The 23,563-nt window shown below is 72.0% G+C and carries 22 protein-coding genes, 3 tRNA genes and 1 pseudogene; 14 read left to right on the forward strand and 12 right to left on the reverse strand.

Annotated features, from left to right (window positions below):
* Positions 1 to 105: 105 nt before the first annotated feature.
* From ACL02O_RS07755 to ACL02O_RS07770, 4 genes are all read left to right on the forward strand, one after another.
* Positions 106 to 801: a response regulator transcription factor gene (locus tag ACL02O_RS07755; protein WP_412817290.1), complete on the forward strand. Its 696-nt coding sequence runs from the start codon at positions 106 to 108 to the stop codon at positions 799 to 801.
* Positions 794 to 1,822 carry a sensor histidine kinase gene (locus ACL02O_RS07760; RefSeq protein ID WP_412817291.1) on the forward strand — a complete coding sequence of 343 codons (1,029 nt, stop codon included), beginning with the start codon at positions 794 to 796 and terminating at the stop codon, positions 1,820 to 1,822. Before ACL02O_RS07755 ends, ACL02O_RS07760 begins: the two co-directional genes overlap by 8 nt.
* A 64-nt stretch (positions 1,823 to 1,886) precedes the next feature.
* The gene (locus tag ACL02O_RS07765) at positions 1,887 to 2,075 is read left to right on the forward strand and encodes a DNA repair protein (RefSeq protein WP_412817292.1); all 189 of its coding nucleotides are present in this window, start codon (positions 1,887 to 1,889) and stop codon (positions 2,073 to 2,075) included.
* 113 nt (positions 2,076 to 2,188) lie between these two features.
* Positions 2,189 to 2,707: a hypothetical protein gene (locus ACL02O_RS07770; RefSeq protein ID WP_412817293.1), complete on the forward strand. Its 519-nt coding sequence runs from the start codon at positions 2,189 to 2,191 to the stop codon at positions 2,705 to 2,707.
* 51 nt (positions 2,708 to 2,758) lie between these two features.
* On the opposite strand, the gene ACL02O_RS07775 is transcribed toward ACL02O_RS07770, so the two are convergent.
* The gene (locus ACL02O_RS07775) at positions 2,759 to 3,490 is read right to left on the reverse strand and encodes a Clp protease N-terminal domain-containing protein (RefSeq protein ID WP_412817294.1); all 732 of its coding nucleotides are present in this window, start codon (positions 3,488 to 3,490) and stop codon (positions 2,759 to 2,761) included.
* A gap of 259 nt (positions 3,491 to 3,749) precedes the next feature.
* Between ACL02O_RS07775 and ACL02O_RS07780 the strand changes: the two genes are divergently transcribed.
* Complete coding sequence (locus tag ACL02O_RS07780; RefSeq protein ID WP_412817295.1) at positions 3,750 to 4,853, forward strand: hypothetical protein; 1,104 nt, start codon at positions 3,750 to 3,752, stop codon at positions 4,851 to 4,853.
* Between the two features lie 395 nt (positions 4,854 to 5,248).
* Here ACL02O_RS07780 and ACL02O_RS07785 read toward each other — a convergent pair.
* Positions 5,249 to 5,604 (reverse strand): annotated as a pseudogene (locus ACL02O_RS07785) (DoxX family protein).
* A gap of 101 nt (positions 5,605 to 5,705) precedes the next feature.
* Positions 5,706 to 6,749 carry a saccharopine dehydrogenase family protein gene (locus ACL02O_RS07790; protein ID WP_412817296.1) on the reverse strand — a complete coding sequence of 348 codons (1,044 nt, stop codon included), beginning with the start codon at positions 6,747 to 6,749 and terminating at the stop codon, positions 5,706 to 5,708.
* A gap of 101 nt (positions 6,750 to 6,850) precedes the next feature.
* On the opposite strand from ACL02O_RS07790, the gene ACL02O_RS07795 reads away from it, so the two are divergent.
* On the forward strand, positions 6,851 to 7,858 hold the full coding sequence (locus ACL02O_RS07795) for a helix-turn-helix domain-containing protein (protein ID WP_412817297.1): 1,008 nt from the start codon (positions 6,851 to 6,853) through the stop codon (positions 7,856 to 7,858).
* A 103-nt stretch (positions 7,859 to 7,961) separates the two neighbouring features.
* Here the strand turns inward: ACL02O_RS07795 and ACL02O_RS07800 are convergent.
* Positions 7,962 to 8,037 (reverse strand) — tRNA-Lys (locus tag ACL02O_RS07800).
* 120 nt (positions 8,038 to 8,157) lie between these two features.
* Positions 8,158 to 9,981, reverse strand: coding sequence for a glycoside hydrolase family 15 protein (locus ACL02O_RS07805; RefSeq protein WP_412817298.1), 1,824 nt, complete (start codon positions 9,979 to 9,981; stop codon positions 8,158 to 8,160).
* A 223-nt stretch (positions 9,982 to 10,204) separates the two neighbouring features.
* Here ACL02O_RS07805 and ACL02O_RS07810 point away from each other — a divergent pair, with 223 nt between their 5' ends.
* The gene (locus ACL02O_RS07810) at positions 10,205 to 10,840 is read left to right on the forward strand and encodes a GNAT family N-acetyltransferase (RefSeq protein WP_412817299.1); all 636 of its coding nucleotides are present in this window, start codon (positions 10,205 to 10,207) and stop codon (positions 10,838 to 10,840) included.
* A 222-nt stretch (positions 10,841 to 11,062) separates the two neighbouring features.
* On the opposite strand, the gene ACL02O_RS07815 is transcribed toward ACL02O_RS07810, so the two are convergent.
* Positions 11,063 to 11,138 (reverse strand) — tRNA-Lys (locus tag ACL02O_RS07815).
* A 176-nt stretch (positions 11,139 to 11,314) separates the two neighbouring features.
* Here ACL02O_RS07815 and ACL02O_RS07820 point away from each other — a divergent pair.
* Positions 11,315 to 12,571 (forward strand): L,D-transpeptidase, encoded by a 1,257-nt coding sequence (locus ACL02O_RS07820; RefSeq protein ID WP_412817300.1) that lies wholly within the window; start codon positions 11,315 to 11,317, stop codon positions 12,569 to 12,571.
* 201 nt (positions 12,572 to 12,772) lie between these two features.
* Positions 12,773 to 14,065, forward strand: a complete 1,293-nt coding sequence (locus ACL02O_RS07825) for a L,D-transpeptidase (protein ID WP_412817301.1) — start codon at positions 12,773 to 12,775, stop codon at positions 14,063 to 14,065.
* Between the two features lie 101 nt (positions 14,066 to 14,166).
* On the opposite strand, the gene ACL02O_RS07830 is transcribed toward ACL02O_RS07825, so the two are convergent.
* Together ACL02O_RS07830 and orn are read right to left on the reverse strand one after the other, a co-directional pair.
* Positions 14,167 to 14,242, reverse strand: a tRNA-His gene (locus ACL02O_RS07830).
* Between the two features lie 101 nt (positions 14,243 to 14,343).
* On the reverse strand, positions 14,344 to 14,934 hold the full coding sequence (gene orn / locus ACL02O_RS07835) for an oligoribonuclease (RefSeq protein WP_412817302.1): 591 nt from the start codon (positions 14,932 to 14,934) through the stop codon (positions 14,344 to 14,346).
* Between the two features lie 73 nt (positions 14,935 to 15,007).
* Here orn and ACL02O_RS07840 point away from each other — a divergent pair, with 73 nt between their 5' ends.
* Positions 15,008 to 16,264 (forward strand): glycosyltransferase 87 family protein, encoded by a 1,257-nt coding sequence (locus ACL02O_RS07840; RefSeq protein ID WP_412817303.1) that lies wholly within the window; start codon positions 15,008 to 15,010, stop codon positions 16,262 to 16,264.
* A 227-nt stretch (positions 16,265 to 16,491) separates the two neighbouring features.
* On the opposite strand, the gene ACL02O_RS07845 is transcribed toward ACL02O_RS07840, so the two are convergent.
* From ACL02O_RS07845 to ACL02O_RS07860, 4 genes are all read right to left on the reverse strand, one after another.
* Entirely contained in the window at positions 16,492 to 17,361 is an 870-nt protein-coding gene (locus ACL02O_RS07845) for a hypothetical protein (RefSeq protein WP_412817304.1), read from the reverse strand.
* Between the two features lie 151 nt (positions 17,362 to 17,512).
* The gene (locus ACL02O_RS07850; protein WP_412817305.1) at positions 17,513 to 18,238 is read right to left on the reverse strand and encodes a YcnI family copper-binding membrane protein; all 726 of its coding nucleotides are present in this window, start codon (positions 18,236 to 18,238) and stop codon (positions 17,513 to 17,515) included.
* An 18-nt stretch (positions 18,239 to 18,256) separates the two neighbouring features.
* Positions 18,257 to 20,002, reverse strand: a complete 1,746-nt coding sequence (locus ACL02O_RS07855) for a copper resistance CopC/CopD family protein (protein WP_412817306.1) — start codon at positions 20,000 to 20,002, stop codon at positions 18,257 to 18,259.
* 43 nt (positions 20,003 to 20,045) lie between these two features.
* The gene (locus ACL02O_RS07860; protein WP_412817307.1) at positions 20,046 to 20,336 is read right to left on the reverse strand and encodes a hypothetical protein; all 291 of its coding nucleotides are present in this window, start codon (positions 20,334 to 20,336) and stop codon (positions 20,046 to 20,048) included.
* A 126-nt stretch (positions 20,337 to 20,462) separates the two neighbouring features.
* On the opposite strand from ACL02O_RS07860, the gene ACL02O_RS07865 reads away from it, so the two are divergent.
* The 4 genes from ACL02O_RS07865 to ACL02O_RS07880 are packed head-to-tail and all read left to right on the forward strand — an operon-like array spanning position 20,463 to position 23,422.
* Complete coding sequence (locus ACL02O_RS07865) at positions 20,463 to 21,050, forward strand: sigma-70 family RNA polymerase sigma factor (protein ID WP_412817308.1); 588 nt, start codon at positions 20,463 to 20,465, stop codon at positions 21,048 to 21,050.
* Positions 21,051 to 21,088: 38 nt separating this feature from the next.
* A complete protein-coding gene (locus ACL02O_RS07870) occupies positions 21,089 to 21,607 on the forward strand; it encodes a MauE/DoxX family redox-associated membrane protein (protein WP_412817309.1) in 519 nt (172 codons plus the stop codon).
* Positions 21,600 to 22,316 carry a DsbA family protein gene (locus ACL02O_RS07875; protein ID WP_412817310.1) on the forward strand — a complete coding sequence of 239 codons (717 nt, stop codon included), beginning with the start codon at positions 21,600 to 21,602 and terminating at the stop codon, positions 22,314 to 22,316. The genes ACL02O_RS07870 and ACL02O_RS07875 overlap by 8 nt, the downstream gene beginning before the upstream one ends.
* Positions 22,313 to 23,422: a hypothetical protein gene (locus tag ACL02O_RS07880; protein WP_412817311.1), complete on the forward strand. Its 1,110-nt coding sequence runs from the start codon at positions 22,313 to 22,315 to the stop codon at positions 23,420 to 23,422. The genes ACL02O_RS07875 and ACL02O_RS07880 overlap by 4 nt, the downstream gene beginning before the upstream one ends.
* The last annotated feature ends 141 nt before the right edge of the window (positions 23,423 to 23,563 follow it).

Raw genomic sequence — 23,563 nt, forward strand, 5'->3', positions numbered from 1 at the left:
CGCGCGACCCGCCCGGCCGGCCCGCCGGATCCGGCCGTAAGGACCTCGCAACACCGGCACCACCCCGTCCGCCGATACGCTGTGCGGCACGCAGGGGAGGTCACGGTGGCGCAACGGGTACTGGTGGTCGACGACGACCGGACGGTGGCCGACGTGGTGTGCCGGTACCTGGAGCACGCCGGCTACGAGGTGGAGCACGTCGGTGACGGGGCGGCCGCGCTGACCGCGGTGGCCCGGCGTCCACCGCACCTGGTGGTGCTGGACCTGATGCTGCCGGTCCTGGACGGGCTGGAGGTCTGCCGGCGGCTACGGGAGCGGCCGGACGGCGTACCCATCGTCATGCTGACCGCGCGCGGCGACGAGGCCGACCGGATCCTCGGCCTGCAACTGGGCGCGGACGACTACCTGGGCAAGCCGTTCTCCCCCCGGGAGCTGGTGCTGCGGGTCCGTTCGGTGCTGCGCCGGTCCGGCGGCGAGGTCGCCGAGGTGGTTCCGGAGATGCTGGCCGACGACGGCCTGGAGGTGGAGACCGGTCCCCGGGTGGCCCGGCTGCACGGCCGGGAGCTGACCCTGACCCTGCGGGAGTTCGACCTGCTGGCCCACCTGATGCGCCACCCGGCGCGGGCGTTCCGCCGGGCTGAGCTGCTGGAGCGGGTGTGGGGGTGGAGCTTCGGCGATCAGTCGACGGTGACCGTCCACGTGCGCCGGCTCCGCGAGAAGATCGAGACCGACCCGGCGAATCCCCGGCGGATCGTCACCGTGTGGGGCGTCGGCTACCGCTACGAGCCGGCCGATGCGTGACCTGGCGCTGATCTTCGGGGTGGCGCTGGTCGCGGCGCTCGGCGTCGGGGTGGCCGGCGCGGTCACCCTGCGGCTGCTGCGCGGCCGGTCGATCACCGTGCACATCTTCGTGCTGCTGACCATGACGGTCGGCGCGGTGGTGGCCGGGGTGGCGGTCATCGCCGAGGCGATGTTCCTCTCCCCGCACGACCTGGAGGTCGTGCTGATCACGATCTCCGCCGCCGCGGTGGTCAGCCTGGCGGTGGGCTGGCTCTTCGGCCGCCGGCTGGCCACCGCGGCTGTCTGGGCGGACCAGGCGCGCGAGCGGGAGCGCCGGATCGAGAAGGGCCGCCGGGACCTGGTCGCCTGGGTCTCGCACGACCTGCGCACTCCGCTCGCCGGGCTGCGCGCGATGGCCGAGGCGCTCGAGGACGGGGTGGTCCGCGACCGGGAGACGGTCGACGAGTACCACCGCCGGATCCGGGTGGAGACCGACCGGATGACCCGGCTGGTCGACGACCTGTTCGAGCTGTCCCGGATCAACGCGGGCGCGCTGCGGCTGACGCTGTCCGCGGTGCCGCTGGGCGACGTGGTCTCGGACGCCCTGGCCGGCACCGCGCCGCTGGCCGCCGCCCGCCGGATCCGGCTGGTCGCCGCCGAGTCGGGCTGGCCGACGGTGACCGGGAGCGAGCCGGAGCTGGCCCGGGTGGTGGCCAACCTGCTGCTCAACGCGATCCGCTACACCCCCGAGGACGGCACGGTACGGGTGGAGGCCGGCCGGGACTCCGACAGCGCGTGGCTGGCCGTGGCCGACACCTGTGGCGGCATCCCCGAGGCGGATCTGCCCCGACTGTTCGACGTGGCGTTCCGGGGCGAGCCGGCGCGGACGCCACGCCCGGGCAACGGCGGCGTCGAGGGCTCGGGCGGGCTGGGACTGGCGATCGTGCGCGGGCTGATTGACGCGCACGGCGGTCGGGTAGACGTACAGAACATCACCGATGGCTGCCGGTTCGTGGTCCGGCTGCCGGCGGCGGGAACCTGACGCATCGATCCCGCGTCATATTCATTTCCATACATGTAAAACTTTTTCTGGGACGGTAATGGTCATGCCGAATCAGCCGAATGACCGGTACCAGCAGGACACCGAGCGCAGCTGGCAGGCCGTCGAGGGCGCCGGACGGTTCCCGGCGCAGCCCCGGTACCGGGAGAACCGCGCAGCGGCGACCCTCTCCTGGGCCGAACTGAACGCGCTGCCGGCCGGCGCCGCGAACCGGCGCGACCTCAACACCCGCTGACCCGGCGGGGAAACCGACGACACACCCGGGCAAGCCACCACCGGTCTTCGCACATGTGTCGGGTAGCGTCTTCTGGTCCGAAATCCCGGTCCACGACAGGAGAAAACCGACGCATGGGCAAGAAGACGATCCACGTCTCCGACTTCAGCGGCCAGGTGCTGCGCCCCGACGACGAGGTGGTCAAGGTCGTCGTACTGGAGCACCCGGACCTGGTGGCCGGGCCCGTGCAACTGGACGCCACCCCCGTCGAGGTGGAGAACATCGACGACGCGGCGTTGGACGTGGCGGTGGTGGAGATCCACGACCGGCACGCCGGCGGCGAACCGCGCCGGGTGGTGCTCACCGCCAGCGAGTTCGACGCCATGGCCACCGACGTGCCGATGGCACAGCTGCTGCGCACCGCCGAGCGGGTGAAGCCGCCGAAGGTGCGCCGCGGCGCCGAGAAGCTCGACTACGGCACCATCGAGCACGCCGGCAGGCCGCACCGGGGCAAGGTCACCGACGAGGAGGCCCGGCTGGTGCGCGAGCACCTCGACGAGGTCAACAAGCGGCTCGCCGACGCCGGTCTGCGCCAGGTCGACCCGGCCGACCCGGAGCACGCCGCCCGGTACGGCTTCCCCGCCGTCGACTGACCATCAGTCGGCCGGGCACGCGCCCCGTGGCGGGTGCCCGGCCCGACGGGCTCAGGCCATCTTCCGGGCGATCTCGGCGAGCGCCTCGGCGAGCGCCTCCTCCATCGTGCCCTTGTCCAGGCCGAGGCGGGTGAGCGGACCGTCGCCGCCCTCCTCCTCGATCAGGGCGAGCAGAATGTGCTCCGTACCGATGTAGTTGTGCCCGAGTCGCAGCGCCTCCCGGAAGGTCAGCTCCAGTGCCTTCTTGCCCCGCGCGTCGTACGGGATCAGGTCCGGGACCTGCTCGACCCGCGCCGGCAGCGTCGCGACGATCGCCTCCCGGAAGCTCTCCAGGGACATCCCCCGCGCCTCGATCAGCTTGGGGGCGAGCGCTTCCGGGTCGACCAGCAGACCCAGCGCCAGGTGTCCCGGACCGATCTCGGCGTTGCCGGCCGCCCGTGCCTCCTTCTGCGAGGCCATCACGACGTTGCGAGCCCGGGGGGTGAACCGGCCGAAGCCGGCACTCGGGTCCAGCGCCGCGGCCGTCTCCGCCTTGGCGGCGGAGCGCTTCTGCGCGGCCTGCTTGCTGACGCCCATGCTGCGGCCGATCTCCGTCCACGAGGCGCCGGAGCGGCGCGCCTGGTCCACGAAGTGGCCGATCAGGTGGTCGGCGACGTCGCCCAGATGGTCGGCGACCAGGACGGCGTCGGCGAGTTGGTCCAGCGCGTCGGTGTGCGCCTTCTTGATGCCCTCGATCAGGTCGTCGAGACGCACCGGGTGGGTCATCTTCAAAGGTTCGGTCATGCGTCAACCATAGGTTGACGAAACCTTGCCGTCAACCACTGGTTGACGGCAAGCCCCGGGCCACAGTTGCGGCCGGCCCCGCCCCGGTGGCGACGGGACCCGGACGTGGCGCACCGGTTCGATGTGGACACGCGAAAGCTGAATCCGGGTCGCGGCCCGGGCCGCCCGCTGCACCGACCCCCGTCACCCGTATGCCACCCTGGGAGCCCACGGACCCGACCACCGCCGATCAAGCGCGTGATCCCGCCCGGGAGGCAGCATGGCCAGACGCGTCTACCTGCACATCGGTGCCCCGAAGACGGGTAGCACCTACGTACAGCATGTGCTCTGGAACAACAGGAGTGGCTTGAAGCGGGCCGGCATCCTGCTGCCGGGGACCGCCAAGGCCCATGACCAGGCGATGACCGACCTGCGTCAGGTGTACTGGCGGGACGCCGACGTGCGCTGGACGTGGGACCGGCTGGCCACGAAGGCCCGCGCGTGGCCCGGTGACGTGATCATCAGCAACGAGGGGCTCGGCGCGGCCACCCGGGAGCAGGCGACCCGCGCGGTGGAGAGCCTGCAACCCGCCGAGGTCCACGTCATCGTGGCGGGACGCGATCTGTGGCGCACCTTCCCTTCGACGTGGCAGCAGAGCATCCGGGCCCGCAGCGCCTGGCGCTTCCAGGACTTCATCCGAGCCGTCGAGCTCGGGAAGTTCGACACCTTCTGGGACAACTACACCCCCGCCCGGATGCTTCGCCGGTGGGGCGACCTGGTCCCTGCCGAGCGACGGCACCTGGTGACGGTCCCTCGTCCCGGCGCCCCGCACGACGTCCTGTGGCACCGCTTCGCCGGCATCATGAACATCCCGGACGGGCTGTGCGAACTCGAGGCCCCCACCTCGAATCCCTCGCTCGGCGCCGCCGAAGCCGAGGTACTCCGACGCGTCAACCAGGCGTTGGGAGACAGGTACCCGCTCCGGACGCCGTACCAGAAGGTCGTCCAGCGTCACCTGGTCGACGCGGTGCTGAGGCAGCGTGAGAACGGGATCAAATTCGGCGTCGGCCTGGACAAGGCCGAGTGGGTGAGCGATCTCGCCGAACAGCAGATCAAGGAACTCCAGGACTACCCCTGCCAGATCGTGGGCAATCTCGACGAGCTCCGGCCGGCCGGCATGAAGCAGAGCCGCACCCCCGACGAGCTCGACGACGGTCAGATCCTCGAGACGGCGATCGAAACGATCGTCGCCATGCTCGGGCACGCCGAGTCCCTCAGCCAGAAGGCGGACCGCCGGTACGAGGAGGTCCTGTCGCGACTGAGGACCCGGGCGGGTGGGGGCGTCGAACGCAGGCTTCGGCACATCACCCGGCGCAACCGTTAGCCCGCTCCACCACGGACGCGGCGGGGGTGGGCACGCCACCCGCACCCCCGGCACACTGTGGTGACCACAGAGGAAGCTCCGACCCGGTGCAGAAACCACCGGGCCGGAGCCGTTGTCGCTGGTGCGCCGCGGCCGGCGGAGCGTAGGCGCCGGCCGTCGCTCGCCGACCACCCATCGGCGGACTTTCCAGCAGGGCGGCCAGCGACGCCGACCCGACCGACGACGTCTTGGTGTAGCTGGTGTCTCCTCCGTTTCGAGGCGTTCGGCCTCAAGACACCGGCGCGCCGGTCGCCATGACGGCGCGGGACGCTGATCACTGGCCGAGCACGCCACCACCGCCCGGGCATCGGTGTGCCACGCTGCGCGAACGCGGGTGGCACACCGATGCGCCACCGTCACCAGGGGCTGTGGTGGCCGAGGTTCACTGCCAGAGCAGCGACTTCGATCGCGAAGAACACGGCCCAGCCGACGAGCTTGCGCGAGCCCACCCGCAGGTGGGCGATGAGCGCGCCGATGAAGTAGAGGACGAGGCCGACCGCGGCCAGGTCGCCCAGCCATGGCAGGGCGAACCCGGCCAGCAGCCCCAGGGACCCCGCGGCGAGCAGGCTGCCCGAACCGGCCCCCACGACAGCGGCAGCCGCTTCATCCGCATCTGGGCCTTGGGATAGTCGTGGCCGATCAGGTACGTGACGGCGGCGCTGCCGGTGAAGACGGCGGCGAGGATGGTCACCGTGACATAGGCGATGGACATGGCTTCTCTCTCCTCGGGAACCCTGATCGTTGGTGATGTGCGTCGGCGGCGGGAGTCGCCGGGCGAGGAAACGCCACGTCGTCCAGCGCGTGCCGACCCGGTCAGCCGCGTACGTCGAGCGGGAAGTGCAGCGAGAGATGCGGCGACAGGGCGCGGAGGAAGTCTCCGGCGTCGAAGGCCGCGCCCGCGGAGGCGACGCCGGTGGTCCTGGTCCGGCCGGTGAGGATGCGGTCGACGGCCTCCACCGCGAGCGGCGCACTGATGGCGTAGATGTCCTGACCGGCGGCGACAACGCGGCGCTCCGTGCCGCCGGAACGGACGAGGACGTCGACGACGAAGGTCTGCGCGGAGCGGCCGCGCTCGTCGACGGCGGTCGGTGCGGACGCGCCCGGAGCGGAGAGCTCCTCGGCCGCCTTGGCGGTCATGTAGGTGCGGACCTCCGGGATGGCCAGGTGGCTGGGAATGGTGACGACGTCGGCCATGGTGAACTCTCCGATCACGCTCTGCGGGCCGAGCGGGGCCGGGAAGGGCCACTCCAGGGTCGGCAGAGCGTCGTCGTGGTATTCCAGCTGCCCGCCGGTGTAGCGGACCCGGCGGCCACTGCGTCGCTGCCCCGACACGACGCCGGAAGCGACCGTTCCGGCAGTGGGGTGCCAGCTGCTGAGGCCGTAGGCGACGTGTGCCTCGTCCGCCGCCGGCCAGTCGCCCATCGCGGCGGTGACCAGCAGGTCGCCGAGGCCGCCGTAGAAGGCCATCGCCGGGACCACCACGGTGCCCGCGGCGCGGGCGCGCTCCGCGAAGTGCGCGAACGTGTCGAGGTTCGCCTCGATCTCGGCCGCCACGTCGACATACGGGATGCCGGCGCGCACCGCCGCCTCGACGAGCGGGGCTGCGGTCGAGGCGAAGGGCCCGGCGCAGTTGATCACAGCGGCGGCGCCGTCCAGCGCGCGGTCGAGCGAGGCCGGATCGTCGACCGACGCCTGCCGCGTCTCGAGCCCCGGGTGAGCCCGCTCCAGCGTCAGCAGCTTGTCCGGGTCGCGACCGAGGGCCAGCGGGACGTATCCGCGCTCGCGCAGTTCCGCGACCACGAACCGCCCGGTGTGCCCGTAGGCGCCGAACACCGCTGCGTTCCGATCCGTTGCCATGCCTGCTCCTGAGTGCTGGAAGTGATCCACTGGGAAGATCCTGTCCCCGTCGACCCGGCGGTGCCAGTGTCCGGAACGACATGACCCGTACAATTCTCGACATGAGTTCTGCCCCGCGCTCCGTCGCGGTCGCCGCTACCGACGGGATGCTGCACTTCGAGCTGGCCCTGGCCTATGAGGTCTTCGGCTCCGCACCGGCCGCCCTGCCGGGCCCCTGGTACGACGTCACGGTGTGCGGCACGCACACCGTGAGAGTCGGCCGGTTCCTGCTGGAGCCGGACTGCGGGCTCGACCGACTGGTGCACGCCGGCACCGTGATCGTCCCGGCCCTCGCGGACGTCGACCAGGAGCCGCCGGCCGACCTGGTCGAGGCGGTACACGCGGCCCACGAGGCGGGCGCGCGGGTGGTCTCCCTGTGTACCGGCGTGTTCGTGCTCGCCGCCGCCGGCCTGCTGGACGGGCTCAGCGCGACCACGCACTGGGCCCACACCGGGCAACTGGCCGCACGCTATCCGCGGGTGAACGTCGATCCGGACGTGCTCTACGTCGACAACGGACGTGTACTCACGGCCGCGGGGAAAGCTGCGGCGATGGACCTGTGCCTGCATCTGGTCCGACGCGACCACGGCTCGGTGATCGCCAACGTCGTCGCCCGCCGCCTGGTCGTGCCGCCCCACCGCGCTGGTGGCCAGGCCCAGTTCGTCACCACACCGGTACCCGACCAGGACGGCCATCCCCTGGCCGAGCTGCTCCCCTGGGTGATGCGGCGACTGGACCAGCCGCTCACCGTCGAGGACCTGGCCCGCCACGCGAACATGAGCTCGCGCCACCTGGCGCGCCACTTCCGCTCGGTAACCGGCACCACCCCGCTGCAGTGGCTGCTGACGCAACGGATCCGCCGCGCGCAGGAGCTGCTGGAGACCACGGACGACAGCGTCGACACCATCGCCTCGGCCGCGGGCATGGGCACGGCGACGACGCTGCGCCGCCACTTCCACCGCACGGTCGGCGTACCGCCGGACGCCTACCGCCGGACGTTCCGGGGTGAGGCTGTGCCGGGACCACGCAGCACCACCGAGCCGACCTCGCGTCTCGTCGGCTCGACGTAGAGGCGGGGAGCGAGCCACCACACCGCACCAGGATCCAGGCCGCCGCCGGAACACGGAAAAGGCCCCGACCCGGCGTGGAACGCCAGGCCAGGGCCTTCATTGCTGGTGCGCCGCCAGGGACTCGAACCCCGAACCCGCGGATTAAGAGTCCGCTGCTCTGCCAGTTGAGCTAGCGGCGCTCGCTGGCAACGGGGAGGAACATTAACACGCGTCCGACCGTGCCGGCCGGGCAGGGCGGTCGTCGGCCGGGGTCGGGGTGGGGTCATGGCCACAGCACGGCATCAGGCATCCGGCTGGTGTCAGCTGGCGTCGAGGAACTGGTCGAGGGTCATCGCGGCGTTGATCAGTGCGAGGTGGCTGAACGCCTGGGGAAAGTTGCCGTTCTGGTGGCCGGTGGGTGCGATCTCCTCCGAGTAGAGGCCGACGGTGCTGCCGTAGGTGAGCATCTTCTCGAAGGTCAGCCTGGCGTCGTCGAGACGTCCGCAGTGTGCGAGGGCCTGGACGTACCAGAAGGTGCAGAGGGTGAAGGTGCTCTCGGCGCCGGCCAGGCCGTCGGGTGAGGCGCTCGGGCTGTACCGGTAGACGAGGCTGTCGGAGACGAGTTCCGCGTCTATGGCCTGCAACGTCGACAGGTACATCGGGCCCTGTGGTGACACGAATCCGGAGCCGGCCATGGCGAGCAGCGACGCGTCCAAAAGGTCGGTCTCGTAGTGCTGCACGAAGGTGCCGCGTCCGGGGTGGAAGCCACGCGCCATGATCTGCTCGTAGACGCGGTTGCGGGCGCTTGCCCACCGCGTGGTGTCGGCGGGTCGCCCATATCGGTCCGCGAGGCGGATGGCCCGGTCGAAGGCCATCCAGGAACTCATGCGCCCGGAGGTGAAGTTCCGGCGTTCGCCGCGAATTTCCCAGATCCCGTCCTCGGGCTGGTCCCAGTTGTCGCAGAGCCAGTCGATCATTCGCACCACGCGCAGCCACGCCCGGTGAGTCATCTCCACGCCGTAATCGACGGCGAGGTAGTACCCATTGAGCAGCTCGCCGTAGATGTCGAGCTGCAGTTGACCGGCGGCGGCGTTGCCTATCCGCACCGGTGCTGATCCGCGGTATCCCTCGAGGTGGTCCAGCACCTCCTCGGTGAGATCCGGTGAGCCGTCGACGCGGTACATGATCTGTAGTGGTGGGCCCTCTTCCCTGGCGTTTCGAAGTCGGTCGCCGAGCCACCGCCCGTACTGGACAGCTTCGTCGGTGAAGCCCAGTCGGAGCAGCGCGCTCATCGAAAGGGACGCGTCGCGGATCCAGCAGTAGCGGTAGTCCCAGTTGCGTGGACCGCCGACCTGCTCCGGCAACCCGGCGGTGGGGGCGGCGATCACCGCGCCGGTCGGTGCGTACGTCATGAGTTTGAGCGTCATCGCGGACCGCTCGACCGTCTCTCGCCAGCGGCCGGTGTACCGGGAGCGACCGATCCAGCGTCGCCAGAAGTCGCGGGTCTGCACGAACAGGTCGCGCACCTCCTCCGTCGAGATGGGGCGCGGCGGATCAGGCGACCCGGTTTCGAGGACCACCCCGCCGTAGTCGCCCTCGTGGAAGGTGCCGAAGATGCAGACGCCTCCCTCGCCGTGGCGGATCTCCGGGCCGACCTTGGTTTCGCCGAAACCGACGTGATTGAGGGTGAGGGTGAGGCCGGGACTGCGAAAGACCTCTCCATCCGGGTACGTGTCAAGCTCGTGCGGATCCCGCCCGTAGTTGAACCGGGGTCGGCATTCGGAGCGGAACCGCATGGTGCCTCGAACGATCCGGACCATGCGGATCAGGCGGTGGCAATCGGTCGGGCGCTCTCCCGCGACGGGCATGAAGTCCATGAGCTCACCCACCCCGTCGGCGCTGAGGAAGCGGGTGATCAGGATCGGCGTGCCGGGAAGATACAGCTGCTTGCTGTCGTATTCGACGCCCTCAGGAGAGATCTTGAAGTAGCCGCCCTTCCGCCGATCGAGCAGACCACCGAACACGCTCGGCGAATCGAACCGCGGAGCACAGAACCAGTCCACCGTCCCGTCCGTGGACACCAGCGCCGCGGTCTGCAGGTCGCCGATCAAGCCGTGGTCTTCCACCGCAGGGTACGAGTCCACCTGACCTGGCTCCCCCGTCCTCATCTCACCGACGGCTGCGCTTGCCCCTGAGCAGGTGGGGTAAACGTCGGGACGCTGACGGGTGGTCCGGGTGGTGACGCTCCGAACCGAAGTGGTCGCTGTCCCGAAGCTGGTCTACGTCGCGGGTTCGGATCCCACACCCTCCGCCGGTCAGCGTCCGAAAACGCCTCGCGCGGCGATGACGGCGGGGTCAGCATGAGGGATGCTCGCCGTCACCGAACCACTGTCGACACCTCGACTGCTGCTGCGCCCGTTCCGGCCGGATGACGCCGACGACCTGTACGAGATGCGCACCTGTCCCGACGTGCTCCGTCACCTCTACTGGCCGGCCGCCAGCCGAAACGAGGTCCGGGAGGTGATCAACGCCCGCCTCACCATGAACACGCTCGCCGCGGAGAACGACTACCTCGTCCTGGCGGTGGAGCGGCGGGACACCGGCCGGATGATCGGCGAAGTCGATCTGTGCTGGACGAGTGTGGAGCACCGGCATGCCGAGTTCGGCGCGATCCTGCATCCGGCCGGGCAGGGGCACGGCTACGCGCGAGAAGCGTCAGAGGCATTGCTCGGCCTGGCCTTTGACCGGCTGGGGCTGCACCGGGTCACCGCGCGCACCGATGCCCGTAACGCGGCGGCCGTACGCGGGCTGCGCCGGCTCGGGCTGCGGCAGGAGGGCCACCTGCGCCAGTGCGTGCGCTTCGACGGGAAATGGCACGACGAGCTGATCTTCGCGATTCTCGCCGAGGAGTGGGCTGCCGGTCGCCGGGGGACGGTTGTGGGCGCCTTCGGCGACGGGCCGAACGGTGAGCCCGGTTCGCCGAAGGGCGCACAGGAGGCATGAAAGGGCGCAGGATTCCGCGCGCACCCGGAAGGACCCGTTTCGATGACCCTGGAACGACCCCGATCGCCCCGGCACCGTACGGCCTGCTGCGGGGCGGCACGCGCACGGGAGCGCCGGGTGCCGGATACGGCGACCGGGACGGCTGGTTTCCCTTCGGTCTCACCTGGGGCCAAGAAAGAAGCTGCGCGCCCTTCCCTGAGGGAAGAACGCGCAGCTTCTTGCTGGTGCGCCGCCAGGGACTCGAACCCCGAACCCGCGGATTAAGAGTCCGCTGCTCTGCCAGTTGAGCTAGCGGCGCTCGTCGGCAACGGGGAGAAGATTAGCACGCCTGCGGACCGGCCCTCCAATCAGATCCCGGGCTCCTCCCTTCGGCCAGGCTTAGCGGACAAGCAATCACAAACCTCCCAGCACGGGCCGGGAGTGACGACGGTGATACGGCACCATGTCCGCCAGGCACGCGAGAACGGGGTGGGGATGGGCAGGTTCGCGCGGGCCGGGGCGATGGTGGTCGTCCTGGTCCTGACGGCGCCGCTGGCACTGACCGGATGCGGGGACGACGACCGGCAGAAGCCGACGTTCGTGGACGCGGCGGCACCGGCCGCGACCGCGTCGGCGGTCGCGACGGGCGTACCGGAAGGCCCCCCGTCGCCGCTGGAGGTGAGCCCCGCCGACGGGGCGGGCCGCCGCCCGGTCAGCACCGAGATCAGCGCGAAGATCCCCGGCGGCGGGAAGGTGTCGGAGGTCGTCCTGACGGCCGCGAACGGCAAGGCGGTCGAGGGCCGGCCGCGCCGGGACGGCTCGTCCTGGGTGCCGTCCGCCCCGCTGAAGTACGACACCCGCTACACCGCCACGGTCACCGGGACCGGCCCGGACGGCCGGACCTACGAGGGCAGCAGCACCTTCACCACGATGGCAAAGCCGAAGTCGATGATCGGTTCGGGCCTCTACCTGTTCAGCGACCGGACGTACGGGGTGGCGATGCCCGTGGTGGCCGAGTTCTCCCCGGGCATCCCGAAGAAGGATCGCGCCGCGGTGCAGAAGCGGATGTTCGTGCGGACGGACCCGCCGCAGCCGGGTGCCTGGCACTGGCTCGCCAACGGCACGCAGGCCTACTACCGCGCACCGGAGTACTGGCAGCCGGGCACCACCATCACGGTGCGGTTGGCGCTGGCCGGCATCCCGCTGAGCAACGGCCGCTACGGCAACGTCGACCGGACCGCGGCCGCGAAGATCGGCCGCGCCTTCGAGATGAAGGTCGACAACGCGACCAAGCGGATGACGGTGTACGAGAACGGCGCGCTGGTCCGCACCATGCCGGTCAGCCTCGGCAAGAAGAGCACCCCCTCCTCCAGCGGCACCATGGTGGTGATGGAGAAGAAGGAGTCGACGGTCTTCGACACCCGGGACGAGCCGGACCCCGACAACCAGTACGTCACGGAGATCGACTTCGCCCAGCGGCTGACCTGGGGCGGCGAGTACATCCACGCGGCCCCCTGGTCGGTGGGCGCCCAGGGGAACCGGAACGTCTCGCACGGTTGCGTGAACGTCTCGACGGCGAACGCGAAGTGGCTGTTCGCCCGGACCATGATCGGCGATCCGGTCACCGTCCGGGGCACCGAGCGGAAGCTGGCCCCGGGCAACGGCTGGACGGCATGGAGCATGAGCTGGCCGGAGTTCGTCGCCGGCAGTGCGCTGCCGGTACCCGACGGTGGCGACGCGGCGGCCCTCTGAGATCAACGGCTCACGACCCGGAGGTGATCTCGGTCACCGCCCGCCGCCGGAAGAGACGCGAGCCCCACTCACAAAGCGCGTCACGGTACCAGAATCGTTACATCGCGGGTGGGGTGTTTCGGTTCACTTCAAGCAACGGGTATCCGTACCGGTGCGTCTTTAGTGAACGATGGGACCAGGGACCACGACTGCGAGGGAATGATGCGAGCTAGCCAGGACGAGCTGATCCGGTCGGGCACCGCCCGGAGCGGCCGGCGACGCCGCGGGTTCGCGGCCGCCGTGCTCGCCGCCGCGCTGGCCCTGACCGCCGGCTGCACCAGCGACGGCGGGGACAAGGGGCCGAGCTGGGAGGGGGGCGGGGACAGCGGTCCGAAGGCGGCCGCGACCATCACCGAGCCCGCAGCCGACGCCAAGGACGTGCCGGCCTCCACCGCCATCTCCTTCACCACGAAGGAGGCGCAGGAGTCCGCCGTCGAGCTCAAGGACTCCGCGGGCAAGGACGTCGAGGGCGAGCTCCAGGCCGACGGGAAGACGTGGCTCCCCGACGGCGCCCTGGAGTACGGCGAGACGTACACCGCGACGGTGACCGCGACCGGTGACGACGGGAAGCCGGCGACGGCGACCAGCACCTTCACCACCATGGCCAAGCCCGGCAAGCAGGTGCGGATCAGCAGCTTCCTGGGTGACAACCAGGTGGTCGGTGTGGGCATGCCGCTGATCGTGAGGTTCAGCCGGGCGATCCCGGAGGACTACCGCGACGACGTGCAGCGCCGGATGACGGTCACCGCCAAGCCGGCCCAGGAGGGCATCTGGCACTGGGTGAGCCCGACCGAGGTGCGCTACCGGCCGAAGGAGTTCTGGCAGGCCGACAGCACCGTGACGTACCGGGTGCAGGCGGGCGGACTGCCGCTCGGCGACGGCTGGTACGGCCGCTCCGACATCACCGTCGACATCAAGATCGGTCCGTCTTTCGTGATGACCGTGGAGAACCGCACCAAGACGATGACGGTCACCAAGGACGGCCAGGTCGTCAAGAAGATCCTGGTGAGCCTCGGCAAGAAGACCACCCCGTCGTCCAGTGGGACCATGGTGGTGATCGAGAAGCTCCGCAAGACGGTCTTCGACACCCTGGAGGAGTTGGGCCCGGAGGACGGCTACCGCACCGACATCGACTTCGCCCAGCGGCTCACCTGGGGCGGCGAGTTCATCCACGCGGCGCCCTGGTCCGAGGGCGTGCAGGGCAAGGTCAACGTCTCGCACGGCTGCGTGAACGTCTCGATGAAGGACGGCGCCTGGCTCTTCGCGAACACCCGGATCGGCGACCCGATCACTGTCAAGGGCACCGAGCGCAAGCTGCAGAACGGCAACGGCTGGACCGACTGGAACATGAGCTGGGACGAGTACGTCAAGGGCAGCGCCCTGCCGTACGAGCCGCAGCAGGCCGGCGACGACGCCAGCCCGGACGCGGAGCCGAGCACCGAGCCGACCCCCTGATCCACGCTCCCTGGTCGTGACGGCCCCTCCCTCGGGAGGGGCCGCGGCGTTCCCGGGGCCGGAAACGCCGGAAGCCCCTCCCGAGGGAGGGGCTTCGTGACTGGGGTGACTGATGGGAATTGAACCCACGACAACCGGGACCACAACCCGGTGCTCTGCCAACTGAGCTACAGCCACCACGCTCTCCGCGCCGGCCAGCCGGGCGGGGTGCGGACTAATAATAGCCACACCACCGCCGACCCCGTCCAGCGGGTTCCGGCCCGGCCGCCGGGCGGGGCTCAGAGCTGTGCGGCGATCGCCTTGGCGCTGTCCACGTCCGGACCGGGCAGCGGGACGAAGATGGTCCGCCGGTAGTACTCCAGCTCCCGGATGCTCTCCCGGATGTCGGCCAGGGCGCGGTGGGCCAGCCCCTTCTGCGGCTGCCCGAAGTACACCCGCGGGTACCAGCGACGGCAGAGCTCCTTGATCGAGGAGACGTCGATCATCCGGTAGTGCAGGTGCGCGTCGAGGCGGAGCATGTCGCGGGCGATGAAGCCCCGGTCGGTGGCGATCGAGTTGCCGCACAGCGGCGCGGTACGCGGGTCCTTGACGTGGCTGGTGACATAGTCGAGGACCATGTCCTCGGCCTCGGCGAGGGTGACCGTGGAGCGGCGCACCTCCTCGGTCAGCCCGGACTTCGCGTGCATGGTCCGCACGATCTCCGGCATCCCGTCCAGCGCCGCGTCGTCGGCGTGGATGACCACGTCGACGCCCTCCCCCAGCACGTTCAGGTCGGGGTCGGTGACGAGCGCGGCGACCTCGATCAGCGCGTCACGCCCGAGGTCCAGCCCGGTCATCTCACAGTCGATCCAGACGAGAAGATCAGCCACCGGACCAGACTACGCGTCGCCGACCCGCCCGCGCCTCGGCACTGTCGCCGACGTGGACCGCTAGGGTTTCCCCGTGCCAGCCGAACCCGTCGCACCGCCCGCCGTCACCGACGACGACCCGGGCGGCCGCACGGCCCGCCGGCTCGTCACGGTGGTGGCGATCGCGGCGGTGCTACCCGCGCTCTACTGGCCGGGCCGGGTCCACAACTTCTTCGACCTGAAGATCTACATGCGGGCGATGGACTGGTGGTCCGCCGGCCACCCGCTCTACGACTACGTGCAGCCGGACCGGGTGCAGGGCGCGCTCTATTTCACCTACCCGCCGTTCGCGGCGCTGCTGCTGCGACCGTTCGCCCTGCTGCCGCTGGGCGCCACCGTGGTGATCTTCACGGCGTTGACCCTGCTGGGCGTGCTGGTCACGACGCGGTGGCTGGTGACGCCGGTGATCGAGCGGCACGACCTGCCCCGGCTGTTCACCCTCACCGTCGCCGTGCTGCTGGTCTTCGCGGTGGAGAGCACCCGGGAGACCATCACCTTCGGCCAGATCAACATGCTGCTGGTGGTGCTGATCCTGGCCGACCTCCTGTTCGCCGTACCCGGGGGGCGGCGCTGGGCCGGGGTGGGCGTGGGGCTGGCGACGGCGCTCAAGCTCTTCCCCGGCATCTTCATCCTCTACCTGCTGGCCACCCGGCGCTGGCGGGCGGCGATCGTCGCCTCCGCGACCGCGACGGCGGCGACCCTGCTGTCCGCGGCGGTGGCACCCCGCGACTCGTGGCGGTTCTGGACCCACGAGCTGTGGGCGACCGACCGGGTGGGGCGGACCGACTACACCGGGAACCAGTCACTGTTCGGCCTGCTCAGCCGGATCACCGCCCCGGAGAAGCCCAGCCAGTTGCCCTGGCTGCTGCTGGTCCTGGCGATCACCGGGTACGGGCTGTGGCGGGCGGCCCGCGCGGCGAACGCCGGCGACGAGTTGGCCGGGATCACCCTGACCGGTCTGGTCGGCGGCCTGGTCAGCCCGATCACCTGGACCCACCACCTGTACTGGTTCATCCCGGCAGTGGTCGTGCTGGTCGACACCGCGCTGGACACGGGCCCGGGCACGGTGCCGGGTGGCCGGCGCCGCCGCTGGCTGCTGACCCTCGCGGCCGGCACCGCCTTCGTGATCATTTACGGGGTGGTGACCTTTCTGGACTGGGGGATCGCCCCGACGCGTACCGACAGCCTCGGCCCGTTCGTCGCCCGCAACGCGTACGTGCTGCTCAGCCTTCTGCTGCTGGCGGCGCTGCCGTCCCGACGGGTCCGGCGGGCGCAGCCCGACGCAGCCTGAAACTTGCACCAAATGGACAGACGTCGCGAGCAGCAGCCTTCGGCGCTAATCTGGTCTCAACTACCTCAAGTTTCTCCCAGGTAGCACCGATTCCCCCGGTGACGGTGGCCCTCCGCGTCGGCAGCGCGGAGGGCCACCGCCGTTCCGGGCGGGACCAGGCGCCGACCGTCCGCCCGGGACGGTCCATCCCCGACGGCCGGGGCGGTCGCCGGCCGGGCCCGCGCCGGTCAGTCCGGCAGGTCGGCCAGGGTCTCCGGGCGGCGGCTCGGCACCGGGCCGATGGCCGCCCGCGGCCGCTCGGCATGCCCCGACCCCACCGCGACCAGTTGCCGCTCGGCCAGGTCCACGCGGTCTTCCCGGGAGCCCAGCCCGCTCAGCGAGCTGACCCCGAGCCGCCCGGCGAGCACCGGAACCTGGTCGGGCTCGACGACGAAGACCACCTCCCGCGGGCGGACCGGCCGCAGCAGCAGCACCACGGCGAGCACCAGCAGCAGCATCCCGCCGGCCAGCAGCGCCCACGCCACCCCGGGGAACCAGCCGGCACGCAGTTCGGCGCGCAGGTCCAGGGCCAGGTCGGGCCGCCCGTCCGGCCGCATCACCACCAGGCTCAGCGGGCGACCGGCCAACTCGGCCGGGTTCCACTCGAGCATGCCGATCCCCTCGCGTACCCAGAAGTCCTGCTCCAGCGGGGCGGTGGCGACGCCGGCGGTGGCCGGGCCGGCCGGCTCCACCCGCACGGGCAGCGGGCCGCGGGCCAGCGCGACGCGGCGGACGGTGGCGTGCGGCACGGCGGCCAGCCAGCGTCCCACCTGGTCGGTCGGGGCCAGGCCGAGGAAGGCCGGGCCATCGGCGGTCCGCGCGGTCAGCCGCAGCCGGGCCTGGCCGGCGCGGGCGAACGGGGCCTCCTCGCGGAGCAGGCGGTCCACGTCGCTGACCAGCACGGCCTGACCCGGGGTGCGGACCGTCTCGAAGCGGGCGCCGAACCCGCCGTCCGGGTCGGCGTGCCGGGCGGCCAGCCAGAGACCGGTGCCGGCGAGCAGCACCGGAATCCCCACGGCCAACAGCAGCATGCCGGCGATCGTCCGCACGAAACGCATCCGCGTCGTCCCCTTCGGTAGCCAAATTACCCGGCCGACCTTACCGACGCCGGCCGCACAATCGCCGGATATCCACGGCAGGCACCGCAAGGACCGTAAAAAGCCCGCCGGCCCGCCGGACGATCCGACGGGCCGGCGGCGACGGGGCGGGTCAGGGCTTCGGCGTCGGCTCCCGCCGGGTACGCAGGAAGGCCAGCCCGCCGAGGATCAGACCGGCCAGGCCGGCGATCAGGCCGGCGACCCCGAAGGCGGTCGCCGTGCCCGAGCCGGAGTCGTCGTCCCCGTCGGACGCGGCGGCCGGGGCGCTCGCGGCCGGCGAGGCGGACGCCGACGCGGCGGTCAGGGTGAGCACCGGGGCGGGGTTCTCCGGCTCCTCCTGGCCCGGCGTCGGCTCCTCGATCCAGCGCGACACGTTGCCGTCCGAGTAGGTCTGGAGCACCTTGAACACCATCTTGTCGGCCTGCGGCAGCGGGCCCATGGAGACCGGGAACTCCTGGAACTCGCCCGGCTTGACCCCGCCGCCGGCGGCCGCGGTCCAGGTCAGCTTCGACACCGCCTCGGTGAGCTGGCTGCCGTGCACCTCGATCGGCGGATCGACCTTGCGCTTCTCCACCTGCACCGTCCATCCGGCGACCGGCATGGTGGAGACCGAGCCGACCGGGGCGTTCTCCGGCAGCACCACCTCGATCTTGGTGGTCGACGCGGTGTCGCTCTCGTTCGGCACCCGGAACGCGAAGCGGCCGTAGCCGCCCTGGGTGGCCTCCTCCGGGTTGACCGTGACGTGCGCCGACGCGGCCCCGGCGAGGCCGAGCACCGCCGTGGCGACGGCGGTGAGGGTGAGCGCGGCGGTGGTTGCGGAACGCCGGATACGGATCATGGGTCGGGATGCCTTCCGTTACTTGATCGGCACGGTGGCGGTCACCGTGGCCTGGTCGATGTCCGACGTGCGGACGGTGATGCGCAGCTGCCACTGCCCCGCCGCCGGCAGGTTGATCTCCCCGGTGGCGTGGTTGTCGCTGAGCGGCAGCAGCGGGGCCTCGATCGGCTCGATCCCGGCCGACGGCAGCGCGGCGGTGACCTTCCACTCCTTGACCGGCTGCGGCCGGTTGTCCTTGGTGTACGCGTAGAGGTGCACCGAGTTGTTGCCGCGTTCGGCCGGGTCCACCTCCACCTGCAACGAGTAGAGGGGGCTGTTGAGCGTGGCGGAGAAGTAGCCGTCGGGCGCGCCGGCCACCTCGGCGGAGGCGGTCCGGGCCGGCGTGGTCTGCACCAGGGTCGCCGAGAGGCCGAGCACCACCGCGGTGATCACCAGCTCGACCAGCACCGCCCGGCGCATCGTGCCCGGCCGGCCGGCGGCGGTCCGCCCGCGCACGAGCGACCGGGAGTACGCGGCCACCGCGATCACGAGCGCGAACAGCACGATCTTGGCGAGCAGCAGCCGCCCGTAGGTGGTGTCGACCAATGCCTTCGGCGTGGCCACCTCGATCAGCCCCTGCACGGTGCCGGCGAGCAGCAGCGCCGCCACGGCCAGGGCCGCCCAGCGGGACCAGATCGGCAGGATCGCGTCCAGCTCACGCTCGTCGGCCCGGCGCAACAGGAAGGCCGCGAGCATCACCAGGCCGCCCAGCCAGACCGCCATGCTGCCGAGGTGCACCGCGTCCACCACCACCGAGACCGCCGGCGCCGGCGAGGCCGACGGGTGACCCGCGAGGGGCCAGGTGAACAGCGCCGCGCCGCCGAGCACGGCCAGGATGATCCCGTCGGTGCGGCCGATCGGCCCGGCGAAGAGCGGCCGGAGCAGGAACGCCGCCGCCGCGAGCAGGCCCAGCCGGACCAGGTGCGTCGTCCCGTACGCGCTGCCGAGCACGTCGCCGAGGCCCGAGCCGGTCACGTCGAACAGGCCGCCGCCGTTGGTGTACGGCACCTGCAACCACAGGTCGGCGAGGGTGGCGAAGGCCAGCAGGCCCAGCCCCGACCAGGCCAGCCGGGCCGGGCCGCGCCGGGGCAGGCGGCGCGGCCAGAGCGCGGCCAGCACCAGCGCCGGGCCGATCAGCAGCAGCAGCCCGAGGTAGCCGAGGTAGTTGGCCACCTTGACCGCGTTGTCCACCACCGGGTTGAGTCGGGAGTCCGTGCCGGAGTCGGTCGGCGGGGTGGACGGGGCGCCGACGGAGAAGGTGAACGCGCCCGGGACCGGGTGGCTGTCGGCCGAGATCACCCGGTAGGTGACCAGGTAGGTGCCGCGGGCGGTGGCGTCCACCGGGATGGTCAGCACCGCACCCTTGACGCTGGGCTCGCCCCGGTCCGCGCGCGACCCGTCGGGGGCGATCACCCGGATCTTGCCGGACACCGCCCGAACCCCCTCGCTGAAGGTCAACACCACCTCGGACGGCCCGCTGGACACCACGGACGAGGCGGTCGGGCTGGTGCTCAGCAGCACCGCGTGGGCGCTGGCCGGGGTGGCCGGGGCGAGCAGCAGCGCGACGAGCGTGACCAGCAGGCCGGCGGCGGCGCCCAGCCGGGCGGCCCAGCGGCGGTCGGCGGCGGCGCGCCGGTCGGCCCGGCGACGATCGGCGGCGGCATGCCGGTCGGCCCGGCGACGATCGGCGGCGGCCCCGGGCCGGCGGCGTACGGCAGCAGTCATGAGCATCATGCTTCCCGACCGCCCGACGGCCGGCGAACCCGCCTCATCCCCGTCCTGCGGCGAACGTCACGCGCCGGCCGCCGGCCGGCCGCCCGCCGCTGCGTCCCCACGCCGGCAACAGGCCCGCCCACACCGGGGCGGCCCGGCCGCCCGGCCCGGCGAGCACGGCGGAAGCCGGGTCGGCGACGTCCTCCACCCGCGCCCGGGCGAGCCGGGTCACCCGGGCGGCCGGGGCCGGCCGGAAGCGGCGACCCGCGCCGGACGAGGCGTACCCGTCCAGGGCCCCGGCCGGCGCCGGTCGCTCCTGCCCCACCAGAGCCGCGGAGCGCGCCACGCGTACGTCGCACGTCATGAGCGGGTAGTCGGAAGGCGGGCCGGGAAAGTTCCCGGCGTGGGCCGGACCACGGAAAGGGCCGAAGGGCCCTGTCCCACCCAGGTACGCCGCGTAACCTCGTCTGTCGTGATCCCCGGCCCGCGCGACACCACCGCCGACCGCCGTCCGGCGGCGCCCGACGCCGCGCGGGACCGGGTGACCGACTGGGCGCTGGCCGCCCGGGCCGGCGATCCGGGGGCACAGGCCGCCTTCGTCCGGGGCACCCAGGCAGAGGTGTGGCGCTTCGCCGCCGCGCTGGTCGACCCGGACAGCGCCGACGACCTCACCCAGGAGACGTACCTGCGGGCGTTCCGCGCGCTGCCCGGGTTCGAGGGGCGCTCCAGCGCACGTACCTGGCTGCTCGGCATCGCCCGGCGGGCCTGCGCCGACCACCTGCGCACGGTGGTCCGTCGGCGGCGGCTGGACGAGCGGCTCGCCGCGCACGCGGCCACCGACCGGCCGTACCCCGACCCGGCCGGACAGCTCGGTGCGGCCGACCTGGTCCGCCGGCTCCCCGCGGAGCGGCGCGGCGCGTTCGTGCTCACCCAACTGCTCGGCCTGTCGTACGCCGAGGCCGCCGCAGTGGAGGGGGTGCCGGTGGGCACCATCCGCTCCCGCGTCGCGCGGGCCCGCGGCGACCTGGTCGACGCCGTCGGCGACGCACTGGCCGGATGACCATGGAACCGTCGGCGGCTCCCCAACGACAAACAACCGTGAGCACAGTTCGCACCCGGGCCACCCGCTGGACGATCCTCCGGCCGTGGCTCGGCACCGCCGCCCGGCTCGGGCTGGCCGCCGTGTGGTTGATCGCCGGCGGCTCCAAGGTCGGTGACCTGGGCGCCGCCGGCCGGGCGGTCAACGCCTACCAGGTGATGCCGTACGACGTGGCCGCCGTGATCGGGGCCGCGCTGCCCTTCGTGGAGCTGGCGCTCGGCGTGCTCCTGCTGGTCGGGCTGGCCACCCGGTTGGCCGCCGGCATCTCCACGGCACTGCTGGTGATCTTCATCACCGGCATCGCCTCGGCCTGGGGACGTGGCCTGGCCATCGACTGCGGGTGCTTCGGCAGCGGCGGCCAACTCGCCGCCGGCCAAGCCCCGAGCTATCTCCCGGAGATCCTCCGGGACCTGGGATTCCTGGTACTGGCCGGGTTCCTGCTGATCTGGCCCCGCACCCCGTTCTCCGTGGACGGCTGGCTGGCGGGCGAACCACCCGTGGAGGGCGAGGATGAGTAGTCGCAAGGGGCAGAAGAACGCGGCCCGGGTGGTCCGGGAGCAGATCGCCCGGGAGAAGCGACGCAAGCGGACCCTCTGGACCTCCGTCGCCGCGGTGCTGGTGCTGCTCATCGCCGGCGGCATCGGCTGGGCCGTCTACTCCAGCCAGAAGCCGACGAGCTTCACCGCCCCACCCGGCGCCAACGCCGACGGCACGGGCATCGTCGAGGGCAGCGGACCGGTCACCATCGACCTGTACGAGGACTACCAGTGCCCGGTCTGCAAGCAGTTCCAGGAGGTCAGCGGCGCAACCATCAAGCAACTGGTCAGCGACGGCAAGGCAAAGGTCGTCTTCCACCCGGTCGTCTTCCTGAACCGCTTCTCCACCACCGAGTACTCCACCCGCTCCGCGGCGGCCGCCGGCTGCGCCGCCAAGGGCGGCAAGTTCCCCGAGTTCACCGACCAGCTCTTCGCCAAGCAGCCGCCGGAGAACAGCGCCGGGCTGAGCAACGCCGAGCTGATCGACATCGGCGCGGGTGTCGGGCTGAACAAGGACGACTTCGGCTCCTGCGTCAACGACGGCACGTACAAGTCGTGGACCGAGCACGTGACCGACGAGGCAAGCAAGGCCGGCGTCACCGGCACCCCGACCGTGAAGGTCAACGGCAAGGAGATCCAGGACAAGACCCCCGACGGGATCAAGGCGGCGGTGGAGGCTGCCGGCAAGTGATCCAGGTAGCACTGCGGCGGGCGGGGCTGATGGTCACCGCCGCGCTCGCCGCCCTGCTCGCCTCGGCCGGCCCGGCCCTGGCACACGGCGCGGACGCGCCAGACGGCACCGACTACCGGGCCGAGGTCACCGCGCTCACCCCGCCCCGGCCCGGGCTCACCGCGCGGATCGTCGAGGCGGGGGCCCGGCTGGAGGTCACCAACCGCAGCGGTCGGGACGTCGAGGTACTCGGCTACTCCGGGGAGCCGTACCTGCGGATCGGGCCCGGTGGGGTGTACGAGAACACCCGTTCACCCGCCACCTACCTGAACCGGACCATCACCGGGGACACCCAGCTCTCCCCCGAGGCCGACCCGGCGGCGACGCCGGTCTGGCGCAAGCTCTCGGACGACCGGTCGGCCCGCTGGCACGACCAGCGGACCCGGTGGCTGGAATCCGACCCGCCCGCCCAGGTCACCGCGGACCCGACCCGGCAGCAGCGGATCCGCGACTGGGTGGTGCCGCTGCGCGACGGCGACCGGACGATCGAGGTGCACGGCACCCTGGACTGGGTGCCGCCGCCGGACGCGTACCCCTGGTGGCTGGCCGCCGCGCTCGGCTCCCTGCTCCTCGGCGCGGCCGGCGTCGTCCCCGCCGGCACCGTGGCCGGGGCACGGGCGCTGCGCGGGGTCGGCGCCCTGCTCGCCCTCGGCGGCCTGGCCGCCGTCACGTTCACCGTCGGGCGGGCGCTGGACGCCGGCGCCGAGGGCGTCGGCGGGCTGCTACTGGGCCTGCTCAGCGGCCAGACGTGGGCGCTGCTCACCGGGCTCGGCGCGATCGCCGCGGGCGGGTACGCGCTGGCCCGCCGCCCGGCCGCCGACTTCGCGCTCGCCCTCGCCGGGGCCTGCCTGGCGCTCTTCGCCGGGGCGGCGAACCTGGCCGTGCTGTCCCGCTCGGTGGTGCCGACGCCCTGGCCAGCCGGGCTCGCCCGGGTCCTGGTGACCCTGGTCCTGGCCACCGGGACCGGCGCGGCAGCCGCCGGCCTCCTCCGCCTGCACACCGCCGCCCGCAGTACCCGCCGCCCGATGGCGCCGGCGCCCCACCCCGCCACCCCCGTCCCCCGCTGACTCCCTCGGGGCCAGCCCCGCCGGGCGCACAGCCGGCCATGATCGCCCTCCATCCCGGATGTAGTGCCCTCCTGATCGCTTGCTGACCACCAGATCCAGGATCGAGCACGATCTTGCGAAGTAATCCGGCGGCCGGCGGCG

Source organism: Micromonospora mangrovicola (assembly GCF_047200535.1).
Taxonomy (GTDB): domain Bacteria; phylum Actinomycetota; class Actinomycetes; order Mycobacteriales; family Micromonosporaceae; genus Micromonospora.